The organism is Pseudarthrobacter sp. TAF60_1 (assembly GCF_052113505.1).
Classification (GTDB): domain Bacteria; phylum Actinomycetota; class Actinomycetes; order Actinomycetales; family Micrococcaceae; genus Arthrobacter.
In genome coordinates, this window is the sequence record NZ_JBFRDI010000001.1 from 163,436 (window position 1) to 185,380 (window position 21,945).

The 21,945-nt window shown below is 65.1% G+C and carries 22 protein-coding genes; 6 read left to right on the top strand and 16 right to left on the bottom strand.

All coding sequences use genetic code 11. The features are described 5' to 3' along the window. Window positions 1–179 precede the first annotated feature (179 nt). Window positions 180–671, top strand: coding sequence for a YajQ family cyclic di-GMP-binding protein (locus AB4Y73_RS00830; protein WP_190987400.1), 492 nt, complete (start codon window positions 180–182; stop codon window positions 669–671). Window positions 672–710: 39 nt separating this feature from the next. Here AB4Y73_RS00830 and htpX read toward each other — a convergent pair whose 3' ends face one another. Together htpX and AB4Y73_RS00840 are read right to left on the bottom strand one after the other, a co-directional pair. Further along, entirely contained in the window at window positions 711–1,577 is an 867-nt protein-coding gene (gene htpX, locus AB4Y73_RS00835; RefSeq protein ID WP_441867342.1) for a zinc metalloprotease HtpX, read from the bottom strand. A 38-nt stretch (window positions 1,578–1,615) separates the two neighbouring features. Beyond that, a complete protein-coding gene (locus AB4Y73_RS00840) occupies window positions 1,616–2,887 on the bottom strand; it encodes an MFS transporter (protein WP_441867345.1) in 1,272 nt (423 codons plus the stop codon). Between the two features lie 76 nt (window positions 2,888–2,963). On the opposite strand from AB4Y73_RS00840, the gene AB4Y73_RS00845 reads away from it, so the two are divergent. The 3 genes from AB4Y73_RS00845 to AB4Y73_RS00855 are packed head-to-tail and all read left to right on the top strand — an operon-like array spanning window position 2,964 to window position 5,748. After that, a complete protein-coding gene (locus tag AB4Y73_RS00845; protein WP_441867348.1) occupies window positions 2,964–3,743 on the top strand; it encodes a hypothetical protein in 780 nt (259 codons plus the stop codon). 30 nt (window positions 3,744–3,773) lie between these two features. Then, window positions 3,774–4,256, top strand: coding sequence for a Fur family transcriptional regulator (locus tag AB4Y73_RS00850; protein ID WP_441867351.1), 483 nt, complete (start codon window positions 3,774–3,776; stop codon window positions 4,254–4,256). A 7-nt stretch (window positions 4,257–4,263) separates the two neighbouring features. Beyond that, on the top strand, window positions 4,264–5,748 hold the full coding sequence (locus AB4Y73_RS00855; RefSeq protein WP_441867354.1) for a catalase: 1,485 nt from the start codon (window positions 4,264–4,266) through the stop codon (window positions 5,746–5,748). A gap of 100 nt (window positions 5,749–5,848) precedes the next feature. Here the strand turns inward: AB4Y73_RS00855 and AB4Y73_RS00860 are convergent, their stop codons facing one another. The 4 genes from AB4Y73_RS00860 to AB4Y73_RS00875 are packed head-to-tail and all read right to left on the bottom strand — an operon-like array spanning window position 5,849 to window position 9,324. After that, the gene (locus AB4Y73_RS00860) at window positions 5,849–6,736 is read right to left on the bottom strand and encodes an ABC transporter ATP-binding protein (RefSeq protein ID WP_441867357.1); all 888 of its coding nucleotides are present in this window, start codon (window positions 6,734–6,736) and stop codon (window positions 5,849–5,851) included. Continuing rightward, on the bottom strand, window positions 6,726–7,499 hold the full coding sequence (locus AB4Y73_RS00865; protein WP_441867360.1) for an ABC transporter permease: 774 nt from the start codon (window positions 7,497–7,499) through the stop codon (window positions 6,726–6,728). The genes AB4Y73_RS00860 and AB4Y73_RS00865 overlap by 11 nt, the downstream gene beginning before the upstream one ends. After that, the gene (locus AB4Y73_RS00870) at window positions 7,496–8,338 is read right to left on the bottom strand and encodes an ABC transporter permease (RefSeq protein WP_441867363.1); all 843 of its coding nucleotides are present in this window, start codon (window positions 8,336–8,338) and stop codon (window positions 7,496–7,498) included. The genes AB4Y73_RS00865 and AB4Y73_RS00870 overlap by 4 nt, the downstream gene beginning before the upstream one ends. Then, window positions 8,335–9,324, bottom strand: coding sequence for an ABC transporter substrate-binding protein (locus AB4Y73_RS00875; RefSeq protein WP_441867366.1), 990 nt, complete (start codon window positions 9,322–9,324; stop codon window positions 8,335–8,337). Before AB4Y73_RS00875 ends, AB4Y73_RS00870 begins: the two co-directional genes overlap by 4 nt. 266 nt (window positions 9,325–9,590) lie before the next feature. On the opposite strand from AB4Y73_RS00875, the gene AB4Y73_RS00880 reads away from it, so the two are divergent. Together AB4Y73_RS00880 and AB4Y73_RS00885 are read left to right on the top strand one after the other, a co-directional pair. Continuing rightward, entirely contained in the window at window positions 9,591–10,226 is a 636-nt protein-coding gene (locus AB4Y73_RS00880) for a DUF2461 domain-containing protein (RefSeq protein WP_441867369.1), read from the top strand. Between the two features lie 96 nt (window positions 10,227–10,322). Beyond that, on the top strand, window positions 10,323–11,093 hold the full coding sequence (locus AB4Y73_RS00885) for an IclR family transcriptional regulator (protein WP_441867372.1): 771 nt from the start codon (window positions 10,323–10,325) through the stop codon (window positions 11,091–11,093). Window positions 11,094–11,136: 43 nt separating this feature from the next. Here AB4Y73_RS00885 and AB4Y73_RS00890 read toward each other — a convergent pair whose 3' ends face one another. From AB4Y73_RS00890 to exaC, 10 genes are all read right to left on the bottom strand, one after another. Beyond that, complete coding sequence (locus AB4Y73_RS00890) at window positions 11,137–12,087, bottom strand: sugar kinase (protein ID WP_441867375.1); 951 nt, start codon at window positions 12,085–12,087, stop codon at window positions 11,137–11,139. Continuing rightward, window positions 12,084–12,749, bottom strand: coding sequence for a bifunctional 4-hydroxy-2-oxoglutarate aldolase/2-dehydro-3-deoxy-phosphogluconate aldolase (locus AB4Y73_RS00895; RefSeq protein ID WP_441867378.1), 666 nt, complete (start codon window positions 12,747–12,749; stop codon window positions 12,084–12,086). The genes AB4Y73_RS00890 and AB4Y73_RS00895 overlap by 4 nt, the downstream gene beginning before the upstream one ends. Then, the gene (locus AB4Y73_RS00900; RefSeq protein ID WP_441867381.1) at window positions 12,746–13,516 is read right to left on the bottom strand and encodes an SDR family oxidoreductase; all 771 of its coding nucleotides are present in this window, start codon (window positions 13,514–13,516) and stop codon (window positions 12,746–12,748) included. Before AB4Y73_RS00900 ends, AB4Y73_RS00895 begins: the two co-directional genes overlap by 4 nt. Then, window positions 13,513–14,580, bottom strand: coding sequence for a zinc-dependent alcohol dehydrogenase (locus AB4Y73_RS00905; RefSeq protein ID WP_441867384.1), 1,068 nt, complete (start codon window positions 14,578–14,580; stop codon window positions 13,513–13,515). Before AB4Y73_RS00905 ends, AB4Y73_RS00900 begins: the two co-directional genes overlap by 4 nt. After that, the gene (locus tag AB4Y73_RS00910; protein WP_441867387.1) at window positions 14,577–15,554 is read right to left on the bottom strand and encodes a C-terminal binding protein; all 978 of its coding nucleotides are present in this window, start codon (window positions 15,552–15,554) and stop codon (window positions 14,577–14,579) included. Before AB4Y73_RS00910 ends, AB4Y73_RS00905 begins: the two co-directional genes overlap by 4 nt. Beyond that, window positions 15,554–16,927 (bottom strand): MFS transporter, encoded by a 1,374-nt coding sequence (locus AB4Y73_RS00915; RefSeq protein WP_441867390.1) that lies wholly within the window; start codon window positions 16,925–16,927, stop codon window positions 15,554–15,556. The genes AB4Y73_RS00910 and AB4Y73_RS00915 overlap by 1 nt, the downstream gene beginning before the upstream one ends. A gap of 180 nt (window positions 16,928–17,107) precedes the next feature. Then, on the bottom strand, window positions 17,108–18,634 hold the full coding sequence (locus AB4Y73_RS00920; protein ID WP_441867393.1) for an amino acid permease: 1,527 nt from the start codon (window positions 18,632–18,634) through the stop codon (window positions 17,108–17,110). Between the two features lie 175 nt (window positions 18,635–18,809). Beyond that, window positions 18,810–19,217 (bottom strand): DUF779 domain-containing protein, encoded by a 408-nt coding sequence (locus tag AB4Y73_RS00925; protein WP_441867396.1) that lies wholly within the window; start codon window positions 19,215–19,217, stop codon window positions 18,810–18,812. Beyond that, window positions 19,217–20,239, bottom strand: a complete 1,023-nt coding sequence (gene adhP, locus AB4Y73_RS00930; RefSeq protein WP_441867399.1) for an alcohol dehydrogenase AdhP — start codon at window positions 20,237–20,239, stop codon at window positions 19,217–19,219. The genes AB4Y73_RS00925 and adhP overlap by 1 nt, the downstream gene beginning before the upstream one ends. An 86-nt stretch (window positions 20,240–20,325) precedes the next feature. Continuing rightward, window positions 20,326–21,852: an acetaldehyde dehydrogenase ExaC gene (gene exaC / locus AB4Y73_RS00935; protein WP_441867402.1), complete on the bottom strand. Its 1,527-nt coding sequence runs from the start codon at window positions 21,850–21,852 to the stop codon at window positions 20,326–20,328. Window positions 21,853–21,945: the final 93 nt, after the last annotated feature.

Below are 21,945 nucleotides of genomic sequence, written 5' to 3' on the forward strand. Positions count from 1 at the left end.
TCGTGCTTCTTCCAACTCGTTCAACTCTCCCCCGTGCGGCTTCGTTCCCGCCGAGCGTCCGCTATGAGGGAACTGTGAATCGATCCGTGCCAGCGCTAGGGCATCCGTATTAGGCTGGAATGCAGAGATCAACGCCCTCCGGAGCCAATGCGAGGGCAACCATCAGCACAAGGAGAGTCATGGCAGGCGAGTCAACGTTCGACGTCGTAAGCAAAGTGGACAAGCAGGAAGTGGCCAACGCGCTGAACCAGGCGCAAAAGGAACTGACCCAGCGCTACGACTTCAAAGGTGTGGGCGCCGAGGTTGATTTCAGCGGCGAGAAGATCCTGATGAAGGCCAACTCCGAGGAGCGGGTCCTCGCCGTGCTGGACGTGCTTCAGTCCAAGCTGATCCGCCGCGGCATCTCGCTGAAGTCCCTGGACACCGGCGAACCCTTCCCCTCCGGCAAGGAATTCCGGCTGGAAGCTTCCATCAAAGAAGGCATCGAGCAGGATCTGGCGAAGAAGATCAACAAGAAGATCCGGGACGAGGGCCCCAAGGGCGTCAAATCCCAGATCCAAGGCGATGAACTCCGCGTCTCCTCCAAGTCCCGCGATGACCTTCAGGCGGTCATGGCGCTGCTCAAGGACTTCGACGAGGCCGACCTGCAGTTCGTCAACTTCCGCAGCTAGGACGCGGACGACGGCGGCGCCCCGCCTGACCGGTCAGCGTCAGTTAAGGGGCCGGCCCGCCATCCGTTCCAGCCGGGTGATCCGGTCCCCCATGGGCGGATGCGTGGCGAACAGCTTGGTCATGGTGCCGCCGCGGAACGGGTTGGCGATCATCAGGTGGGAAGTGTTAACCAGCTTCTGATCCTGCGGCAGGGGCGCAATCCGCACACCCTGTTCGATCTTGCGCAGGGCTGAGGCGAGCGCCATCGGATCGCCGGTGAGCTGCGAACCATCTTCGTCGGCGTCGTACTCCCTGGTCCGGGAGATGGCCAACTGGATCAGGGAGGCCGCGAAGGGTGCCAGGAGCGCCATGGCCAGCATGGCCAGCGGATTGGAGTTGCGCCGGTCGCCACCGAAGAAGAGCAGCATCTGGCCCACGGAGGTGATCACGCCGGCGACGGCCGCAGCCACCGAGGAGGTAAGGATGTCCCGGTTGTACACGTGCATCAGCTCGTGCCCCAGGACCCCGCGCAGTTCCCGGGCGTCGAGCAGCTGCAGGATCCCTTCGGTGCAGCAGACGGCCGCGTTCTTGGGGTTCCGGCCCGTGGCGAACGCATTGGGGTTCATGGTGGGCGACAGATAAATGCGCGGCATCGGTTGGTTTGCCCGGACCGAGAGTTCCCGGACGATCTGATAAAGCTGCGGCGCCTGGGCCTCAGTCACGGGGTAGGCCTGCATGGAGCGGATGGCGATCTTGTCGCTGTTCCAGTAGCCGTAGGCCGTGGTGCCCACCCCCACCAGGGCCATGATCCAGATGGGTGCCGCGCTTCGTGTGTTGAGCCCGATCAGGCCGCCCAGCCCCAGAAGCACGGCCCAGAGCACCCCGAAAAGCGCTGCAGTCTTCAATCCGTTGTAGTGCTTGTGCACGTCCCCACTCCTCCATGTCGCCCCAGCAAAGGCCGGGCTTACGGCACCGGACTATGGGCGTCGTACTTCCGGAAACCCGGCTGCAGCTGAGAGACCAGCCACGCCACCAGCACGCACAACGCCCCGCCCAAAAGCAGGACCCAGCCCTCACTCAAAATCTTAGTCCCGCCACCTGCCAGCAGGTCGCCCACGCGGGGCCCGCCGGCCACCACCACAATGAAAACTCCCTGCAGCCGTCCGCGCAGATGGTCCGGGGCGGCCGCCTGCAGGATGGTGTTGCGGAAGACAGCGCTGATGGAGTCTGCGATGCCGGCGAGGGCACAGCACAAGGCAGCGGGCACCAGCCAAAGCGTGGCGCCGCCGTCGTTCGTCCGTCCCGCCAGGAGCACCACCACACCGAAGCCGGCAATGGAGGCGCCCCATCCCATGACGGACCACACCACCGCGCTCCCCTGCCACCGGACCCGACCGAGAGGTCCGGAAAAAAGGCCGGCCAGGAACGCACCCACGGCGGTGGAGGCCAGCAGGATGCCCACCGTTGACTCACCGCCGCCGATCATCAGCGCGCCGATAGCCGGCATCAGCGCCCGCGGCTGGGCCAGGATCATGGCCACGAGGTCGATGATGAACGTCATCCGCAGGTTTGGCCGGGTGCCCAGGAAGCGGAAACCTTCAACCACAGACCGGATCCCCGCCCTGCCCGCGTTCCCGGAGGGAGGAACCGACGGCAGGCGGAAGACGGCCCACAGGACAAACACAAAGCAAAGGAGGTCGATGGTGTACGTCCAGCCGAAGCCCACCCAGGCCACCAGTACGCCGGCCAGCAGCGGCCCTATTGTCATGGCTAAGCCGAACGTGATCATGTTGAGCGCGTTGGCTGCGGGAAGCAGCTCCTTGCGGATGAGCGTGGGGATGATGGCACTGCGCGCCGGCTGGTTGATGGCCTGGGCACCGCTTTGGAGCGCCACCAGGAGGTAGAGGATCCAGACGTTTCCCAGCTGCAGCCAGGACTGGAGGGCGATCAGGCCGGTGGTGAGCCACAGGACTGAACTGGCCAGCAGCACCACCGTGCGGCGGTTGTGGGAATCGGCGATGGAGCCGCCCAGCAGCCCGCCGATGACCAGCGGCACCAGCGCGAAGACGCTGAGCAGGCCTACATAGAAGCTGTCCTGTGTGAGCCGGTAGACCTCCAGGCTGACGGCAACCAGGGTGAGCTGGCTGCCCACGGCGGCCACGGCGGACCCCAGCCAGAGTCGGCGGAACGCCGGGCTCTCCCGCAGCGGTGTGATGTCGGCCAGTAATTTCCCCACCCCGCAACCCTAATAGGGACTTCACCGCCCGGAAGTCCTGCACGCTTGGTATCCTCAGGCGGGGAAGGAGTTGGCCATGAATCTATCCAGGCGGCTTCTTTACGCATCGGACATCTGGGAGATTGCCCGGCCCCGGACCGCGCTGACCGCAGGGCACGTCCTTATCCGGCTCACCAACCCCGCCATCGCCTTCGATCTCCGTTCGGCCACCGACTGGCTCCGTTGCCACAGCGCCGCCCGCCAGGCCCTCACGGAGGTGCTTGGCGCCACGCGCTGCACCGTGATGTTTGCACACCAATGGCACCCCATCGGCGCCGCGATCGGCGAGCCTGAGGTGGAGTCCTCCACGCCCACGTTCCACCTGTTCGGACGCTGGGACGGCGAACCGGTCACCCCGGGCGAACAGCTGCTGCTTCCCACGCAGCGGCGCGTGCCGGTGGCACCGGTTGAGCTCCTCAATTACGACGACGGCCTGCGCGCCGCCCTGCGCCGCTCGGCTGTGAAGCGCTCCGCGGAGCCTGACCCCCGTCTTGAGGACGCCCTCCCGGAGATACTGTCGAGGACTCCTGAGGTGAGGGCCGGGCGGCACCATACTGTCCTCTCCCCGGCGTCGCTGTCCCCGGCGTCTCTGTCACCGGCGTCGGACGGGGCTCTGACACCCGGGGTCCTCCTTGCGCTGGCGGCCTCCGTGCAGGAACTGACAGACCGCCCCGGGGTCGCGGGGCTGAGCTGCGTGGTACCGGATCCGGGCGCCGGGCGGCTCGAAGTCCACGCCTTGGGCCGCTCGGCGGGCGAGGCCGTAAACCCCCTTGAGGAATTCCTTTCGTTGCCAAGTGTTAACCAAGCCTTATTATGACGAGCTCATAATAAGTGCCATACTGGAGGCATGACGGAACACCTAGGCGGCCACGATGCATGGGCTGCTGCCCTGCGGTCCCACGGCCGCCGCGTGACCAAGCAGCGGCTCGCCGTGCTTGCCGCCGTCGAACACCACCCGCATTCACCGGCGGAGAGCATCCTCGCGGCAGCGCGGGCTGAGCTTCCGGAGCTCACCGCACAGTCCGTCTACGTGGTACTAGGGGACCTGACGGAGCTGCACATGCTGCGCCGCTTCGAGCCGCCGCACTCCCCCGCCCTGTACGAGACGCGCGTCGGGGACAACCACCACCACGCCATCTGCATCAGCTGCGGCCGCGTGGAGGACGTGGAATGCGCCGTCGGGCATGCACCCTGCCTCACGCCGCACTGGGATGAGAATGCGAAGCCCATGACCATCCAGATTGCTGATGTGATGTACCAGGGCATCTGCCAGGACTGCCAGCAGTCCCAACAACTTCCTTCTGAACGTACCCAAGTAATCGAGAAATAGGAGAACAATGACTGCCATTTCAACCACCCAGTCAGGTGCCCCCGTCACGTCCGACGCGCACTCCCAGTCAGTTGGTGCCGACGGTGCCATCATCCTGACTGACCACTACCTGATCGAAAAGCTCGCTCAGTTCAACCGCGAGCGCGTGCCGGAGCGCGTTGTGCACGCCAAGGGCGGCGGCGCTTTCGGTACCTTCAAGACCACCTCGGACGTCTCCAAGTACACCAAGGCAGCCTTCCTGCAGCCGGGTGTTGAGACGGACATGCTGATCCGCTTCTCCTCCGTTGCCGGCGAAAGCGGCTCCCCCGACACCTGGCGCGATCCCCGCGGCTTCGCCGTCAAGTTCTACACCACCGAGGGCAACTACGACCTCGTGGGCAACAACACCCCCGTCTTCTTCATCCGCGACGGCATCAAGTTCCCGGACTTCATCCACTCCCAGAAGCGCCTCCCGGGCACCCACCTGCGTGACGCCGACATGCAGTGGGACTTCTGGACCCTGTCCCCCGAGTCCGCACACCAGGTCACCTGGCTCATGGGCGACCGCGGTCTGCCGGCTTCCTGGCGTGAAATGCAGGGCTACGGCTCGCACACCTACCAGTGGATCAATGCCGAGGGCGAGCGCTTCTGGGTCAAGTACCACTTCAAGTCCAACCAGGGCGTCAAGGCCATGACCGGCGACCAGGCCGAGGAACTGGCCGGCTCGGATGCCGACTTCTACATCCGCGACCTGCAGGAAAACATCGCCGAAGGCAACTTCCCGTCCTGGGAACTGCACGTCCAGGTCATGCCTTACGAGGACGCCAAGACGTACCGCTTCAACCCGTTCGACCTCACCAAGGTGTGGCCGCACAGTGACTACCCGCTGATCCACGTGGGCACCATGGAGCTGAACAAGAACCCGGAGAACTACTTCGCGCAGATCGAGCAGGCCACCTTCGCGCCGTCGAACTTCGTGCCGGGCATCGCCGCTTCGCCGGACAAGATGCTGCAGGCCCGCATCTTCTCCTACGCCGACGCACACCGTTACCGCGTGGGCACCAACCATGCCCAGCTCCCGGTGAACCTGCCCAAGAGCCAGGTCAACAACTACAGCCAGGACGGCGCCGGGCGTTACCACTTCAACGCCCCGTCCGTTCCGGTATACGCACCGAACTCCGTCGGCGGCCCCGCTCCTGTTGAGCCGGCTTCCCCGGCAGGCGGCTGGGAGAACGACGGAGAGCTCACCATCTCCGCGCACTCCCTGCACGCCGAAGACGGTGACTTCGGCCAGGCCGGCACGCTGTACCGCGAGGTGTTCGACGACGGCGCCAAGGCGCGCCTGCTGGACACCATCACCGGTGCTGTGGGCGGCGTGAAGTCCGCTGAGATCAAGGAACGCGCCATCCAGTACTGGACCAACGTGGACGCCGAACTCGGCGCCAAGCTGCGCGCCAACCTGGGCACCGGCGCCGTTGCATCCGACGCTGAGGCTGCCAACAAGGTCGGCTGATCAGTCTTGCGCAGAACCAGAACACCCCGCCACGGACTGTCCGTGGCGGGGTGTTTTGTTTCGTGCGGTGAGGGTGGGCGCGCGTCGCCGAGCCGGGGGTTCAGCCGGCGGTTGAACCTGCCGCCGCCGGGCGGTGGCCCTTCTTGGCGAGCTGGATCTGCTCGTAGACGTGGTGGCGGAGCTCCGTGAAGCGGGGCAGCGAGCGGGTCTCCAACTGGTCACGGTCCACCGGGAGGTCGATCGCGATGTCCTCCTGGACCACGGTGGGCGAGGAAGACAGGATGATGACGCGTTCGCCGAGGTAGACGGATTCGTCGATGTCGTGGGTCACGAACAGAACCGTCACCCCGAACTTCTTCCAGATCGTGCGGATCAGGTCCTCCAAGTCCGCCCGGGTCTGTGCGTCCACTGCGGCGAAGGGCTCGTCCATCAGCAACACCTCGGGCTGGTAAGCGATGGCTCGGGCGATCGCCACGCGCTGCTGCATACCGCCGGAGAGCTGCCACGGGTAGGAGCGCGGGACGTGGGCCAGGCCCACGGCCTCGAGGGCCTCGTCCACGAGCCTGTCGCGTTCAGCCTTGGGCACGCCCTGGTTCTTCAGCGGCAGGTCGACGTTTTCCCGGACGCGCATCCACGGGAACAGGGACCGGCCGTATTCCTGGAAGACCACGGCCATCTTCTTCGGCGGACCCGAGACGCGTTTGCCGTCCAGGAGCACCTCGCCCTCGGTGGGGGCCATCAGCCCGGAAATGCACTTCAGGAGCGTGGTCTTTCCGGAGCCGGAGGGACCCACGAGGCAGGCCAGCTCGCCGGCGCGCAGGTCGAAGGTCAGGTTGCGCACCGCCTCGATATCGCCGCCGTCGGTCTGGTACACCTTCTTCAGGCCGCGGACGGAGAGCATCGCTTCCGGCTGAGTCTTCCCTGAAGGCGGTGTCCGCCCGGCTGGCGGTGTCTGCCCGGCTGCCGCCGGGGCTGGGTCAGGCTGCATTTTCTACCTCTTTCTGGCCGTGGTACCAGCGCAGGATATTCCGCTCGGCCCACTGGAAGATGAACGACATGGCCACACCCAGCAGGCCGAGCACCACAATGCCGGACCACATTTCCGGAATGGCGAAGGACCGCTGGAACTGGACGATGGTAAAGCCGAGCCCAGAGGACGAGGCGAACATTTCTGAGATGACCATCAGGATCAGCCCGAGGGACAGTGACTGGCGCACGCCGGCCATGATCTGCGGGCTGGCGGAAGGCAGCACGAGGTACTTGACGCGGGCCCAGCCGTCGATGCCGTAGGTGTGGGCCGAATCGGAGAGTACCCCGTCCACGGCCCTGACACCTTCGATAGTGTTCAGCAGAACTGGCCAGACACAGCCCGAAATGATCACCGCCACCTTCATGGAGTCCGTGATGCCCATCAGCAGGATCAGGACGGGGACCAGGACAGGCGGCGGGATGGCACGGAAGAATTCCAGCGTGGGTTCCAACAACGCCCGGAGCCATTTGACTGAGCCGATCAGGACGCCGCCGACGACGCCGATGATGATCGCCGCGACCACGCCCACCAAGAGCCGTCCAAGGCTGGGCAGCACGTCGCTGAAGAAGCGCGGGCCGAACCAGACCTCGCCGAACTTGGCGACCAGGGTTGCCGGGGTGGGGACGAAGAAGTTCACCGCGCCGAGGGTTGAGGCCCACCAGAGCAGAACCAACAAAACCGGCAGCGCCAGAACGTAGCCGAGGGACTTCAGGGATTTCATACAATCACCTCGGAACGGACGGAGGAGTGCCAGGACAGGGTCTTCTTCTCGATGAACCGCATCACCGCGTTGATCAGCACCCCAATCAGGCCGGTGGCCAGCACCAAGGCATACATGCCCGAGATGGCGCCGCCGGACTGGGCGAGCGCGATTTCACGGCCGAGCCCCGGCGAGCCGATCACCAGTTCGGCCGTGATGGCGAGGACCAGCGCCACTGTGGCGGCGAGACGGACGCCCGTCATGAGGTACGGCAGGGCGGTGGGGAAAACGACGTAGCGGATCCGCGCCATCCGGCCCAGGCCGTACGTCTTGGCGGTGTTGTTGGCCACCATGTCGATGTCGGCCACGCCGTAGAGGACCTGGATGAGGACCTGCCAGAAGGCGGCATAGGTAATCAGCATCAGGGACGATTCAATCTTTACGCCGAAGAGCAGCACCGCCAGTGGAATCAGGGCCACCGAAGGGATGGGACGCAGGAATTCCACCGTGGAGTTCGTGGCCTTCCTCAGGAAGTCGCTGGAGCCGATGATAAAGCCCAGCAGCACCGCCAGGGCGACGGCAATGACCAGGCCCAGGAACCAGGCCGTCATGGTTTCGCCGACCGACACCCAGAATGCGGTGAGGCCAAAATCCCGAACCAGCGCCAGGATGACCTCGCTGGCCGGCGGGAGGAAGCGTTCATTGATGATGCCCAGCCGGGGAATGAGTTCCCAGGTTGCCAGGAATCCTAGAATTCCGGCCAGCCCGAGCAGCTGTTTAGTGGGTAGTTTGCGGCCGGACCGGCGGTCCCGTCCCGCGCTGGAGACGGGACCGCCGGAGGCCAGGGTGCTGGAACTCACGGGAGCAGATCGCCAGCGTTCGGAGCCTTGGACAGCGTGCCGTACTTGGTGGCGGCATCACCGAGGGTCTTGAACGCGTCCTTGTTGAAGTCGACGGTCCAGTGCGTCAGCGTCATCTTGGACCGGGCGGCCTCGTCGATCTTGGTGTAGGTGCCCACGATGTCACGGACTTCCTGGGGGTGGGCCTGGGCATACTCGAGGGACTTGTTCATCGCCCGGGTGAACTTCTGCGTCAGCTCGGGCTTGTTCTTGACGGTGTCCGACTTGGTGAAATAGCCGGCGATGTCCAGCTTCGGGCTCATGTCCACGAAGTTCCAGTCGACGACGGTTCCGCCGTCGGCGACGGCCTTGGACATGAACGGCTCCAGGATCCAGGCGGCATCGACCTGCTTGTTGGCCAGGGCTGCGGGCGCGTCCGGGAAGGCCACCTCCACAAATTTCACCGTGGAGGGGTCGCCGCCGTCCTTTTCGATAGCTGACTTGATGGTGGTGTCCCCAATGTTGGAGAGGTTGTTCACGGAGACCGTCTTGCCGGCGAGGTCCTTGGCGGACTTGATGCTCGACCCGGCGGGGACGACGACGCCGCCGACGTCCTTGCCCTTCTCACCGGTGGTCGAGGCGCCGTTGGCCACGAACTTCAGGTCCAGGCCCTTGTCCTTCGCCACCATCACGGAGATCAGGTTGGAGAAGGCGAAGTCAAAGCTTCCGCTGACCACGCCGGGGACGATTGCTGCACCGCCGGTTGCCGTCTGGATGTCCAACTGCAGGCCCTCGTCCTTAAAGAAGCCCTTTTTGTCGCCCAGATAGATCGGTGCGCAGTCGACGATCGGGATGACCCCGACGCTGACCTTCGTCAGATCGCCGCCTCCGGTGGCACCGGCGGATGCGCTGCCGCCTCCGGTGGAACTCGGAGAGCCGGACCCGCAGGCTGACAAGCCCAGGACGGATGCTGCAGCGAGTACCGCGATAACGCTACGACGTTTCATGTTCACTCCTTTGTGATGTGCATTGGGAGTGAGATACGCCCCCAAGCCAACTCTGTTCGCAGTCCGAACAGACGTTCAAGGAAAGTCTCTGTCACCGGACGTTGAAGGGTCAACCAGATCGGCCCATTGTTATCCTCATGATACGTAAGCGACCGCATGGTGGACAGGGTCACGGTGCGTCACAGGCGTGTGGATGAAAATGACGATTTCCACATAGCCGCGGCCGGCTCTGGCTCGCGCCCGGGTCCCCTGCCTAGGATCACTGAATGAGTACATTTCAGGGCATCCCCGCAGGAGCATTCGAGTTCTACGCCGAGCTTGAGGACAACAACAACCGGGAGTGGTGGCTGGAGCACAAGGACAGCTACACGAACCTGGTCCGGGATCCTCTGAGCGCCCTGCTGGCTGAACTGGAGCCACGGTTCGGTCCCGCGAAGATCTTCCGGCCCAACCGGGACGTCAGGTTCTCCCAGGACAAGTCCCCCTATAAGACCGCCCAGGGCGCCTTCGCGTCAGCCCAGGAGGGCGTGGGGTACTACCTTCAAGTGAGCGCGGACGGACTGCTGGTAGGCGGGGGTTACCATTCCCATACCCCGGCGCAGCTGGCGAGGTTCCGGAATTCGGTGGATGCCTCGGGCACCGGTGAATCGCTGCGGCACATCGTGGACGGCATAGTGTCCGCAGGGTTTGCGGTGGAGGGCGAGAAACTGAAGACTGTGCCTCGCGGTTACGACCGGGCGCATCCGAGGGCGGAACTGCTCAAGCACAAATCGCTCTCGGCCGGCACCGAACTCGGCCAGCCGGAATGGGTCTCCTCCCCGGCGGCTGCACAGGAGATCGCCACGCTGTGGGAACAGCTGCGGCCCCTGGTTGACTGGGTGGGGCGGCATGCCGCGCCGTGAACAGGCAGCCTCCCGGCGACGGAAAGTTCCTCGGCCTATCCGTCCTAGGAAATTCCTGTAGGTGGGACGACTCCCTATACATGGGACAATGTGAACATGGAAGCAAATCCCGTCGGAGCCCGCACACTGGAGCGCGGACTCAGCCTGATAGATCACGTCGCTGCCGGTGCACACAGGCTCGAGGACATCACCAAGGCCTCAGGACTCAGCCGCTCCGCCACCCACCGCATGCTTACCTCTCTGGTCGCCGGCAGGTACCTTAGCCAGCAGCCTGACCACAGCTACCACCTGGGCATCAAGCTGCTGGAGCTCGGCACGAAGGCCGAGGCAAACATCAGCCTTCCCGACACCGTGCAGTCCATCCTCGCGGACATAGCCAAGACCACGCAGGACACCACCCATCTGGGCATCCTCACCGGCGACGACGTCCTCTACCTCGCCAAGGCCCGCGGACACCGAGGCATCGAGATGGCGTCCCGCCCGGGAGCAAGGCTGCGGGCCCAGAACACCGCTATGGGCAAAGCCCTGCTGGCCCAGCTCAGCAATGACCAAGCCGTCAAGGCATTCGATACCGCAGCGATTGCTACACCACGGTCAATCCAGGATGCTGCCGCGTTCCAGGCGGTGCTGGACCGGGTCAGGACCGAGGGGTACGCCCTTGATGACCAGGAAAATGAACTCGGGATCACCTGCGTTGCCATCGCCATTCCCGACCTCCTGGGTAAGGTGGCCGCGGCCGTCTCCATCTCTGCTCCCAGCGTCTACATGACCGAGGAGCGGATCCGCTCCCTCGTGGCCCAGCTCAGGGAGGTCCAGCCGGAGCTCAGCCGCTGTCTGCCGCCAGGATTCGAAAGGGCCTGGATCTAGCACTTCCGCGCAGTTCCAGGCCCTTCCACACAACAAGCAGGCGTCAGCGTGCCACCGGTTCAGTGGCGTCCAGCAGGGCAAGCTCGTGCCGGCGCGGCATCCCCTCCCAGTCGCCCGGTACCAGGCAGGCGAAGGCGCCCGTGCGGACCGCCGTGAGCAGCCGCTCCTCCACGGACGCTCCCGCCAGCAGGTCCGAAATGTAGCCGGCCACGAACGCGTCGCCGGCGCCCACGGTATCGATGGCGTTGACCCGGACGGCGTCCTGACTGAATTCCACTCCGTCGATGACGGCGGCACAGCCTGCAGCCCCGCGTTTGATGACGGCCTGACGGGGCCCCAGGGCGGCAACGCGGCGGGCAAGCTCCAGAGAGTCCTCCGCTGGCCCCACCGCGATGGCCGCTTCGTCGTCGCCGGCAAACACGACGTCCGCCTGGGCGATGAAGCTCCGAAAAATCCCTCCTGCCTCTTCCGCGGACCAGAGTGCGGCCCGGTAGTTGAGATCGAAGGAAACTTTGACTCCGGCCTCCCGCGCAACTTCGAGCGCGTATTGGGCGGCCTGCGCTGCGGACGGCGACAAAGCAGGGGTGATCCCGGTGAGGTGCAGGAGTTTGGCGTTGGCAATCCGCTCGGCCGGGATATCCTCCCGGGCCAGCCGCGAACCTGCGCTTCCAGACCGGTAGTACCAGACCTTGAGCTGGTCCATAGTGCGACGCTCTTTGATCATGAGGCCTGTGGGTGCTGCCGCGTCGCGCAGCGGGTCCACCACGATTCCTTCGGCAGCAAGCTCGCGCAGGACGAGTTCGCCGAGGCTGTCATCGCCAACGCGGCCCACCCAGGTGACCGAGGTACCCAGGCGGCGGAGAGCGATGGCGAAATTGCTTTCAGAACCGCCCATGCCAAGGCTGAGCGAGGACACCTGGGCCAACGGACCGGGTGTCTCGGCCTTCATGAGGCCCATCGTCTCTCCGAGGGTGACCACGTCGGTAAAAGTCACCGCGCGCCCCTCGCCTGGACGGCTTCCGCCACCAGGGCACTCAGCTGCCGGGAACGTTCGGTGAGGGCGCCGAGGTCACCGCCGGAGAACGCATCGCGGAGCAGCGGGCCGCCCAGGCTGACGGCGAGGGCTCCTGCTGCGATCCAGTCAGCGGCGTCCTCGATGCCGATTCCGCCGGATGGAATGACCCGCATGGTCGGGAAGGGTCCGCGAAGCTGGCCGAGGTAACCGGGACCCACTGTGGAGGCGGGGAACAGCTTGACGGCCGTTGCCCCGGCCTGCATGCCGGTGAGCAGTTCGGTGGGCGTCAGCCCGCCAGGGAAGACAGGCACTCCGGCCTCCACCGCGGCCCGCACCACGTCAGTGACCATGGCGGGGGTCACGAGGTAGTCCGCGCCGCCGTCGAGCGCCTGGAGGGCCTGCTCCCCGGAGGTGACCGTTCCGACGCCGATTTCCGCGTCGGCGCCAAACTGCCGTTTGAGGCCGGGCAGGAGGTCAAAAACACCGTCAGTACTGAGGGTCAGTTCGATGGAGTGCACACCTCCCCGGACGAGGGCCTCGATGACGGGCGCGTACTCGCGGGCGTGCCGGGCGCGGAGGACAGCTACCACCGGGTTGGCCTGGAGGATGGCTGAGACGGGAGGGCTCTGAAGTTCGCTCATCGGGCCAGCCACCCTCCGTCCACAGGCAGGACAACGCCGTGGATGTAGTCCGCAGCAGGCGACGCCAGGAACACCACCGCCCCGGCGAGGTCGCTCCCGGTGCCCCAGCGGGCTGCCGGGATACGCACGGATATCTGTTCGTGGCGCTGGGCGTCCGCTAGCAGTGCCTCGTTCATGTCAGTAGCGATGTAGCCCGGAGCAACAGCGTTGACGTTCACTCCGCGGGGGGCCCACTCGTTGCACAGTGCCTTGGTCAGCTGCGCCACCGCGCCCTTGGAAGCGGCATACGCGGGAACGCGCAGGCCGCCCTGGAAGGTGAGGAGGGACGCCAGGTTGATGATTTTTCCGCCGCCGCGCTCCACCATCGGGGCGCCGAAGCCCTGGCACAGCTGAAACACGGCGCGGGTATTGATCGCCATCACGCGGTCGAAATCGGACAACGGAAATTCGGTGGCATCATGCCGGATCTGGGTTCCTGCGTTGTTGACCAGGATGTCCACCTGGCGGCCCGTCAGGGCTTCCTCGGTGGCGGCTGCAACGGACTCTTCGCTGGCCAGGTCAACGTGCACCGCGGCCGCGCTGACTCCTACCTCCTCCGCGGCGGCTGCCAGTTCGGGGGCCAGCGGACCGCGTTGGAGGGCCACCACATTGGCGCCGGCATTGACCAGCCCGAGGGCAATACCCAGGCCGATTCCCCGCGAGGCGCCGGTCACGGCTGCTGTCTTGCCGCCAAGGTCAAACGGCGATTTCTCTACTGTGTGATTCATGAACTTTCCTGGATAGTCGCGGCGGGTGCCGCGTCTGGGCTGACGAAAACTTTCAAGACCCGGCCGGAGGCCATTGCCTGGTCAAAGGCCTGGCTTGTGTCCTCGAGCGCGAAGACCTGGGTGGGGATGCGGTCCAGCCCGAGTTCACGGCTTTCGATGAGCTCCACTGCGCGTTCCACGGCTGTCCGGGTGTAAACCCGCACGCCCACCACGGTGTTCTCAGCGAATGTTAGGGCTTGGAGGTCGAGTTCCACCGGCTTTTTGTAAACGCCCACCAGGACAATAGTGCCGCGAACCCGGACGGCCCGCGGCAGCAGGGCCGCCACGGACGGGTGCGCCGCGGAGTCGAACACAATGTCGGCACCGTCCCCGCCGGTGGCGGCGAGGACGGACTGAACCGGATCCTCGCCAGGCGCCACCGTGGCGAACCCGAGCTCCCCGGCCACCTGGCGGCGGGCTTCGGAGGGCTCCGAAATCAGGACGCTGCCCGCGCCCTGATGGCGTGCCACCAAGGCCGTCAGGATGCCGATGGGCCCCGCGCCGAAGACCACCACCCGTTCCCCGCCGGCCAGGCCGGAACGGGAAACCGCATGGACAGCCACGGCCAGCGGCTCGGCCAGCGCGGCCTCCTCGAGGGGGACGGAATCGCTGACGGGGATGAGGGCGGACGCCGGCAGTGCCACGTATTCGGCGAGGGAACCGGCGACGTCGATGCCGTACAGCTTCAGCGAGCGGCAGACGTGTGTGTCCCCGCCGGCGCAGGGATGGCATTCGCCGCAGTGGATGAGGGGTTCCACCGTGACCCGGGTGCCTGCGGCCGGCCCGGTTTCGGCAGCAACCTCCACGATGCCCGTGATCTCATGGCCCATGACCAGCGGAGCTTGGGCGCGGGGGTGCGTCCCGTGCAGGATGGAAAAGTCGCTGCCGCACAGCCCGGTCATTTCTGTCCGGACCAGCGCCCAGCCCGCCGGAATTTCAGGCAGCGGCAGCGTCCGCGGCTCAATGGTGTCCGGCGCCGTCCACACGGCGGCGCGCATGGTGTCGCTCACCACGGCGGCGCTCATACCAGCACTCCCGCGTTGAGGACGTTGCGAGGCATCCGTCCGGCGCAGACTTCGAGGACGTTCTCGAGCGTACGGCGCTTAAGTTCCGCGTACGATTCCTCGCTGTACCAGGCGGCGTGCGGGGTCAGGACGGCGTTTTCGCAGCCGATCAGCGGGCTGTCCAGAGGCAGCGGCTCCACCTCGAACACGTCGAGTCCGGCGCCGTAGAGGTGACCGGCGGCCAGGGCATCGGCCACCGCATGCGTGTCCACCACGCCGCCACGGCAGGTATTCACCAAAACCGCGCCGCGTTTCATCTGCGCAAGGACATCGGCGTTGATCAGGTGATGCGTGTGGCTGTTCAGCGGAACATGCAGGGAGACCACATCTGCCCGGGAGATCAGCTCCTCGAACTCGACGACGGCGACTCCACCCGCCGTCGTCGTCCCGATCTCGGCGAGCGGGTCAGACCCGATGACCTCATATCCGAGCCCCTTAGCCTTGCGCGCGGTGGCCGCGCCGATCAGGCCCAGGCCCACCACGCCGAAGACGCGGGTTGACATCCGGTGCAGCGGCTGCACGGGCAGCAGCGAGTGGTCCCCGCGGCGCAGGCCACGGTCCAGCCGGGTGATGCCCCGGGCGAGGCTGACGGCGAGGGCGACGGCATGGTCGCTGACGTCCTCGGTCCCGTAGTCCGGCACATTACACACCGCAACACCCCGGGCGGTGGCTGCCCCGACGTCGAGGGTGTCCACACCCACGCCGTAACGGCCGATGGCTTTGAGCTGCGGCAGTGCCGCCAGGACGCGGTCCGTGATGGGGGCGTACTGGACCACGATTCCGTCCGCTCCGGCAGCGGCCGCGATGACGTCGTCCTCGGTCCGGCATTGGGCCAGCACGAGTTCCACGCCGGCGGCATCGGCAACGCCCTGCTCGATGGCAATGGAGTCGTGGTCGCAATCGGTGATGACGACCCGGATGGGGGCGGCAGGCATTACTTCGCGTCCTCTTCGGTAAGCAGGTCCCGGTCAACGGTTTCGGGGGCCTTGATGGTGGTGACCAGGCTGATGCCCATCATGAACATCATGTAGAGGGCGACCGGGATCCAGGAGCCGCTGAAGGCGGTGACCAGGGCCGAGCAGATGAGCGGCGCGATGCCTCCGCCGAAGACGGAGGAGAACTCACGGCCCAGGGCGACGCCCGCGTAACGGTAGCGCGATCCGAAGAGCTCAGGGAAGTAGGCCGCCTGCACGCCGACGGATCCCTGGGCGGCAAAGATGAACCCGAGCACAATGACCAGGGAGATCAGGAACAGGTTTCCGGTGTTCAGCAGCAGGAAGGCGGGCACGGGGAAGACAAAGAGGAACGCAGTGATGATGAGGTACATCCGGCGGCGGCCGAAGCGGTCGGACATGGTGCCGAAGGCGTATGCGGAAATGCAGGCGAAGAGTGCGCCCACCAGCAGGACCTTGGGAATGAACGTCGCGTCGATCTTGAGCTGGGTGATGAGGTAGGAGCCGAGGAAGACCTGGAAGATGTATGAGTGCGCGTTGGCGCCCACGTTCATGAAGAAGACCCGGAACAGGCCGGCGCGGCCGTTCTTGACCACATCCGCCACAGGTGTGGCGCGGATGGCCTCTTCGATCTCCTCTTTCTTTTCCTCGAAGACCGGTGATTCCTTCAGCCTGCGCCGGATGACGTAGGCGGCGATGGTGACGAAGATCGAGGAGAAGAAGACCAGCCGCCAGCCGTAGGCCTCGAGTGCTTCGGTGGGCATCAGCTGTACCAGGATCCAGACCACGGCGCCGAGTGCCGTACCGGCCGCCGCACCCACGAAGACCAGCGAGGCATAGCGCCCGCGGGTGCCCTTGGGAGCCGTTTCCGCGACCAGGACAACGCCGCCTGCCTGCTCAGCGCCTGCGCCAAAACCTTGCAGGAAGCGGCACATGACCAGCAACACGGGGGCCCAGACGCCCACCTGGCCGTACGTGGGCAGGAGGCCGATGGCGAACGTGGCGATGCCCATCAGGAAGAGCGTGGCGACCAGAACCCATTTGCGTCCCAGCCGGTCGCCGTACTTGGAGAAGAACAGGCCACCCAGAGGGCGGGCACCGAAGCCGACGGCGTAGGCGCCGAACGCGGCGATGATGCCGATGGCGGGGTCCACGTTGGGGAAGAAAATCTTGTTGAAGATGATCGCCGAAGCAGTTCCGTAGATCACGAAGTCGTACTGCTCCAGGGCGGTGCCGATGAGGCCGGCCCATGCGGCCCTGCGGACGGGCGCCTTATCGGCGCTTCCGGTTGCTGCCCCGTTGGCTTGGGGGCCAAGGACAGCCGATTTACTGCGAACAACATCGTTCTCAGCCACGAGTTCACCATTCTGTTTAGTGCCTCAGCACATTCCGATTATCGGGACGGTATCCCGAAAACTTCCACGACGACTATATAGCGCATATTGCGCACATCACAACACGTCTCCAGCACAAAAAAGCACCCGGCCACTGGTGGGTGGCCGGGTGCGTAGTGTGCAGTTGCGCGAGGGGTGCTGCTACAGGCGTGACGCGAGTTCCTTCTCGGGTGCGCCGTCGACTGCCGACTTTGCTGCGGCGAACTTCTCATTCAGGCGTGAATGCTTCTGGCCGTAGGCGAAGTAGATGATGAGACCGATCGCCAGCCAACCGGCGAAGAAGATCCACGTCTCCACGGCGAGGTTCGTCATCAGGTACAGGCACAGCACGGCGGAAACGATGGGCAGGACCTTGCCGAACGGCACGCGGAAGGACGGCTTCAGGTCGGGGCGCTTCTTGCGCAGCACCAGGATGCCCAGGCTGACCATGACAAACGCCGACAGCGTGCCGATGTTGATCATTTCTTCCAGCAGATCCACATTGGTCAGGCCCGCCACGAGGGCCACGGCGGCGCCGCAGATCACCTGGAGGCGCACCGGCGTCGAACGCTTGTCACTGGTCTTGGACAGGGACCGCGGCAGCAGGCCGTCGCGGCTCATGGCGAGCACCACGCGGGACAGGCCCATCAGGAGCACCATGATGACGGTGGTGAGGCCCACCAAAGAGCCGAAGGCGATGACCTTGGCCGCGGTGGTGTTGCCGACAGCTTCGAAGGCGGTGGTGAGGGTGGGGTTCTTGGCGGCGGCCAGATCCGTGTAGGACACCATGCCGGTGAGCGCGAGGGACACCAGGATGTAGAGCAGGGTCACCACGGCAAGTCCGCCGAAGATGCCGCGGGGGAGCGTCTTCTGCGGGTTTTTGACTTCTTCAGCAGAGGTGGCCACCACGTCAAAGCCGATGAAGGCGAAGAAGACCAGGGCAGCACCGGCGAAGATGCCCAGCGTGCCGTACTGCGCGGGCACGGCGCCGGTGAGGAAGCCGAAGAACGACTGCTTGAGGACATCCGCGCTGCCGCCGGCCGTGGGCTCAGCCGCCGGGACGAACGGGCTGTAGTTCTCGAATTTCACGTAGGTGAAGCCCACCACGATCACGAAGAGCACGACGGCAATCTTGATCAGGGTGAAAACGTTGCCCACGCGGGCGGAGAGCTTGGTGCCCAGTACCAGGAGCACGGTGAAGATGGCAACGATCAGGAAGGCACCCCAGTAGAGGTCCACGCCGCCGATGTTCAGGGCCGGGGGCACGTCCGCACCCATAAGCGCGAAGACATTGCTGAGGTAGATGCCCCAGTATTTGGCGATGACGGCTGCGGCGGTGAAGAGTTCCAGGATCAGGTTCCAGCCGATGATCCAGGCGAGCACTTCGCCCATGGTGGCGTACGTGAAGACGTACGCTGACCCGGCAACGGGAATGGCGGTGGCGAACTCGGCGTAGCACATGATGGCCAGGGCGCACGTTACGGCGGCAATGGCAAAGGAGACCGTCACGGCCGGGCCGGAGAAGTTGGCAGCGGCCTTGGCACCAACCGAGAAAATGCCGGCGCCGACGGCAACAGCGACACCCATGATCATCAGGTCCCAAGTGCTGAGCGACCGCTTGAGCTTGCGTCCGGGTTCGTCGGCGTCGGCGATCGACTGCTCGATGGATTTGGTCCGGAGAAGGTTCATAAGTGGTTCCACAATCTTGAATAGTGTAGGAAACAGACTTATCAACTTTACCGTCCATCCACTGGACGGTCGGAATTGTTCCGCATGGTGAGACGGCATGGATGCCGAAGATAATGCAGGAAAGCCCTCGAGGGCCTCCTTTTCGAGGACCTCAAGGGCTTTCCTGTCGAACCGACTAGACGGGCCAATCCATCAGGGTGGACCGGATCAGGAAACGTTTGCCTTCGGGTGATTCAACCGAGAAGCCGCTCCCCCGGCCTGCCACCACATCCACCGTCAGATGCGTGTGGCTCCAGTATTCGAACTGCTCCCGGGACATCCAGAACTCCAGCGGCTCCGGCTTGAGCCCGTCCGAGATATCGAAGAGCCCCAGCAACACGTCTGAATCGCCCGTGATGAACTCGCCGGCAGGAAAGCACATGGGTGAGGACCCGTCGCAACAGCCACCGGACTGGTGGAACATCAGCGGCCCGTGCTGGCGCCAAAGTTTCTGCAGCAGTTCCACCGCCTCCGCGGTGAGCGCCACCCGGGAGAAATCCTCCCCGGGCAGCGTCACCGCGGCGTCGAGCCTGTTGTTGGGCATCAGAACCTCAGCACCACGCGGCCGTCGATCTTCGCATGCTTCATTTCATCAAGGACTGCGTTGATTTCCCCGAGCTCCCGCACCGAAACTGTGGGGTGGATCTTGCCCTGCGCGTAGAAATCCAGCGCTTCCTCCAGGTCCTGCCGGGTGCCGACGATCGAACCGCGGACGGTCAGGCCCTTGAGCACAATCTCGAAAATTGGCGCCGGGAAGTCGCCCGGCGGCAGGCCGTTGAACACAATCGTCCCGCCCCTGCGTGCCATGCCGATCGCCTGTCCGAACGCGGACGGGTGCACTGCGGTGACAAGGACTCCATGGCAACCTCCGGTTTCGCGCTGGATGACTTCGACGGGATCTTCGTGCAGGGCGTTGACCGTCAGTTCCGCACCATGGGCCTTGGCGAGGGCGAGTTTGTCGTCCGCGATGTCCACGGCGGCAACCCGCAGTCCCATGGCCACCGCGTACTGGACCGCGATGTGCCCCAGGCCGCCGATGCCCGAGATGGTGACCCACTGGCCAGGTTTGGCCTCGGTCATTTTCAGGCCTTTGTAGACCGTGACGCCTGCGCACAGGACCGGTGCCACTTCCACGGGGTCCGAACCGGCAGGGATGCGCGCGGCGAAGCGCGAATCCACCAGCATGTACTCGCCGAACGAGCCGTCCACGCTGTATCCGGCGTTTTTCTGCGCCTCGCAGAGTGTTTCCCAGCCCGTGCGGCAGTACTGGCAGTCGCCGCAGGCGGACCAGAGCCAGGCGTTTCCGACCAGATCGCCGACGGCGAGGTCCGTGACGCCCTCACCGAGGGCCACCACTTCGCCCACGCCTTCGTGGCCGGGAATGAACGGCGGCGTCGGCTTGACCGGCCAGTCGCCCTCCGCTGCGTGGAGGTCGGTGTGGCAGACCCCGGTGGTGAGGACCTTGACCAGGGCTTCCCCCGGCCCCGGTGTGGGAATGGCGAGCTCCTGGATCTGGAGATCCTTGCCGAATTCGGTTACTACTGCTGCGTGCATTGTCGTCGTCATTGGCGAAATCCTTAGCGTTGTGAGGGCAGGGCGGAGCGGTGGTGAGGGGATGGCGGGCGGCCGGCGGCCGCCCGCCCCGGCAGGGCTTAGAAGAAGCCGAGCTTGTTCTCGTTGTAGCTGACCAGGAGGTTCTTGGTCTGCTGGTAGTGGTCCAGCATCATGGAGTGGTTTTCACGCCCGATGCCTGAGGACTTGTAGCCGCCAAAGGCGGCACCCGCCGGGTAGGCGTGGTAGTTGTTGACCCAGACACGGCCTGCCTGGATTTCGCGGCCTGCCCGGTACGCCACGTTGCCGTTCCGGGACCAGACGCCGGCGCCGAGGCCGTAGAGGGTGTCGTTGGCGATGCCCATGGCGTCGTTGTAGTCGCTGAAGCGGGTCACGGAGACCACCGGGCCGAAGATCTCCTCCTGGAAGATCCGCATCTTGTTGTGGCCCTCGAAGACGGTGGGCTGGACGTAGTAGCCGCCGGCCAGGTCGCCGGGAAGCTCCGCGCGGCCGCCGCCAATGAGCACCTTGGCGCCCTCCTGCTTGCCGATGTCGATGTAGGAGAGGATCTTTTCCAGCTGGTCGTTGGAGGCCTGCGCGCCCACCTGGGTTTCGGTGTCGAGCGGGTTGCCCTGGATCATCTTCCCCACCCGGGCGATGGCATCGGCCATGAAGGAGTCGTAGATGTCTTCCTGGACCAGGGCACGGGACGGGCAGGTGCAGACTTCGCCCTGGTTGAAGGCGAAGAGCGCGAAGCCCTCCTGGGCCTTGTCGTAAAAGGCGTCGGTGGTGTCCGCCGCAACATCGTTGAAGAAAATGTTGGGGCTCTTGCCGCCGAGTTCCAGGGTGACCGGGATGAGGTTCTGGCTGGCGTATTGGCTGATGAGCCGTCCGGTGGTGGTTTCGCCGGTGAAGGCGATCTTGCGGATCCGGGGACTGGAGGCCAGCGGCTTGCCGGCTTCGACGCCGAATCCGTTGACCACGTTCAGCACGCCGGCGGGCAGGAGGTCACCGATGAGTTCCATCAGGACGAGGATGGACGACGGCGTCTGCTCGGCGGGCTTGAGGACCACGGCGTTGCCGGCGGCCAGGGCCGGGGCGAGCTTCCAGACGGCCATCAGGATGGGGAAGTTCCACGGGATGATCTGGCCCACGACGCCGAGCGGCTCGTGGTAGTGGTAGGCGGTGGTGTCGTCGTCGAGCTGGGAAAGCCGGCCTTCCTGGGCACGGACGGCCGAGGCGAAGTAGCGGAAGTGGTCCGCGGCGAGCGGGATGTCCGCGTTCAGGGTCTCCCGGATGGGCTTGCCGTTGTCCCAGGATTCGGCGACGGCGAGCATCTCGAGGTTCTCGTCGATGCGGTCGGCGATCTTGTTCAGGACCGCGGCGCGCTCGGCGACGGAGGTCTTGCCCCAGGACGGTGCGATCTTGTGGGCCGCGTCCAGTGCCAGTTCAATGTCTTCCGCGGTGCCGCGGGCCACTTCGCAGAAGACCTTGCCGGTGACGGGTGTGATGTTCTCGAAGTACTGGCCCTTGACGGGGGCAACCCACTCGCCGCCGATCCAGTTCTCGTAGCGGTCCTTGAACGTGACCTTTGAACCCTCGGTTCCGGGCTGGGCGTAAACAGTCATTGCTAGCTCCTTTGCTGTGCATGAGGCGGCCTTGTTCCTGGGGCCGCCGTTGGATTCAGCGTAGGAGTGTGAAGGTTGCAGGCAGGTTGCAAC

Bases quoted from the DNA above. Each gene is read 5' to 3' on its own strand.
- AB4Y73_RS00830 (WP_190987400.1), top strand. From the start codon at position 180: ATGGCAGGCGAGTCAACGTTCGACGTCGTAAGCAAAGTGGACAAGCAG.
- AB4Y73_RS00845 (WP_441867348.1), top strand. From the start codon at position 2,964: ATGAATCTATCCAGGCGGCTTCTTTACGCATCGGACATCTGGGAGATT.
- AB4Y73_RS00850 (WP_441867351.1), top strand. From the start codon at position 3,774: ATGACGGAACACCTAGGCGGCCACGATGCATGGGCTGCTGCCCTGCGG.
- AB4Y73_RS00855 (WP_441867354.1), top strand. From the start codon at position 4,264: ATGACTGCCATTTCAACCACCCAGTCAGGTGCCCCCGTCACGTCCGAC.
- AB4Y73_RS00860 (WP_441867357.1), bottom strand. From the start codon at position 6,736: ATGCAGCCTGACCCAGCCCCGGCGGCAGCCGGGCAGACACCGCCAGCC.
- AB4Y73_RS00865 (WP_441867360.1), bottom strand. From the start codon at position 7,499: ATGAAATCCCTGAAGTCCCTCGGCTACGTTCTGGCGCTGCCGGTTTTG.
- AB4Y73_RS00875 (WP_441867366.1), bottom strand. From the start codon at position 9,324: ATGAAACGTCGTAGCGTTATCGCGGTACTCGCTGCAGCATCCGTCCTG.
- AB4Y73_RS00880 (WP_441867369.1), top strand. From the start codon at position 9,591: ATGAGTACATTTCAGGGCATCCCCGCAGGAGCATTCGAGTTCTACGCC.
- AB4Y73_RS00885 (WP_441867372.1), top strand. From the start codon at position 10,323: ATGGAAGCAAATCCCGTCGGAGCCCGCACACTGGAGCGCGGACTCAGC.
- AB4Y73_RS00895 (WP_441867378.1), bottom strand. From the start codon at position 12,749: ATGAGCGAACTTCAGAGCCCTCCCGTCTCAGCCATCCTCCAGGCCAAC.
- AB4Y73_RS00900 (WP_441867381.1), bottom strand. From the start codon at position 13,516: ATGAATCACACAGTAGAGAAATCGCCGTTTGACCTTGGCGGCAAGACA.
- AB4Y73_RS00905 (WP_441867384.1), bottom strand. From the start codon at position 14,580: ATGAGCGCCGCCGTGGTGAGCGACACCATGCGCGCCGCCGTGTGGACG.
- AB4Y73_RS00910 (WP_441867387.1), bottom strand. From the start codon at position 15,554: ATGCCTGCCGCCCCCATCCGGGTCGTCATCACCGATTGCGACCACGAC.
- AB4Y73_RS00920 (WP_441867393.1), bottom strand. From the start codon at position 18,634: ATGAACCTTCTCCGGACCAAATCCATCGAGCAGTCGATCGCCGACGCC.
- AB4Y73_RS00925 (WP_441867396.1), bottom strand. From the start codon at position 19,217: ATGCCCAACAACAGGCTCGACGCCGCGGTGACGCTGCCCGGGGAGGAT.
- adhP (WP_441867399.1), bottom strand. From the start codon at position 20,239: ATGACGACGACAATGCACGCAGCAGTAGTAACCGAATTCGGCAAGGAT.
- exaC (WP_441867402.1), bottom strand. From the start codon at position 21,852: ATGACTGTTTACGCCCAGCCCGGAACCGAGGGTTCAAAGGTCACGTTC.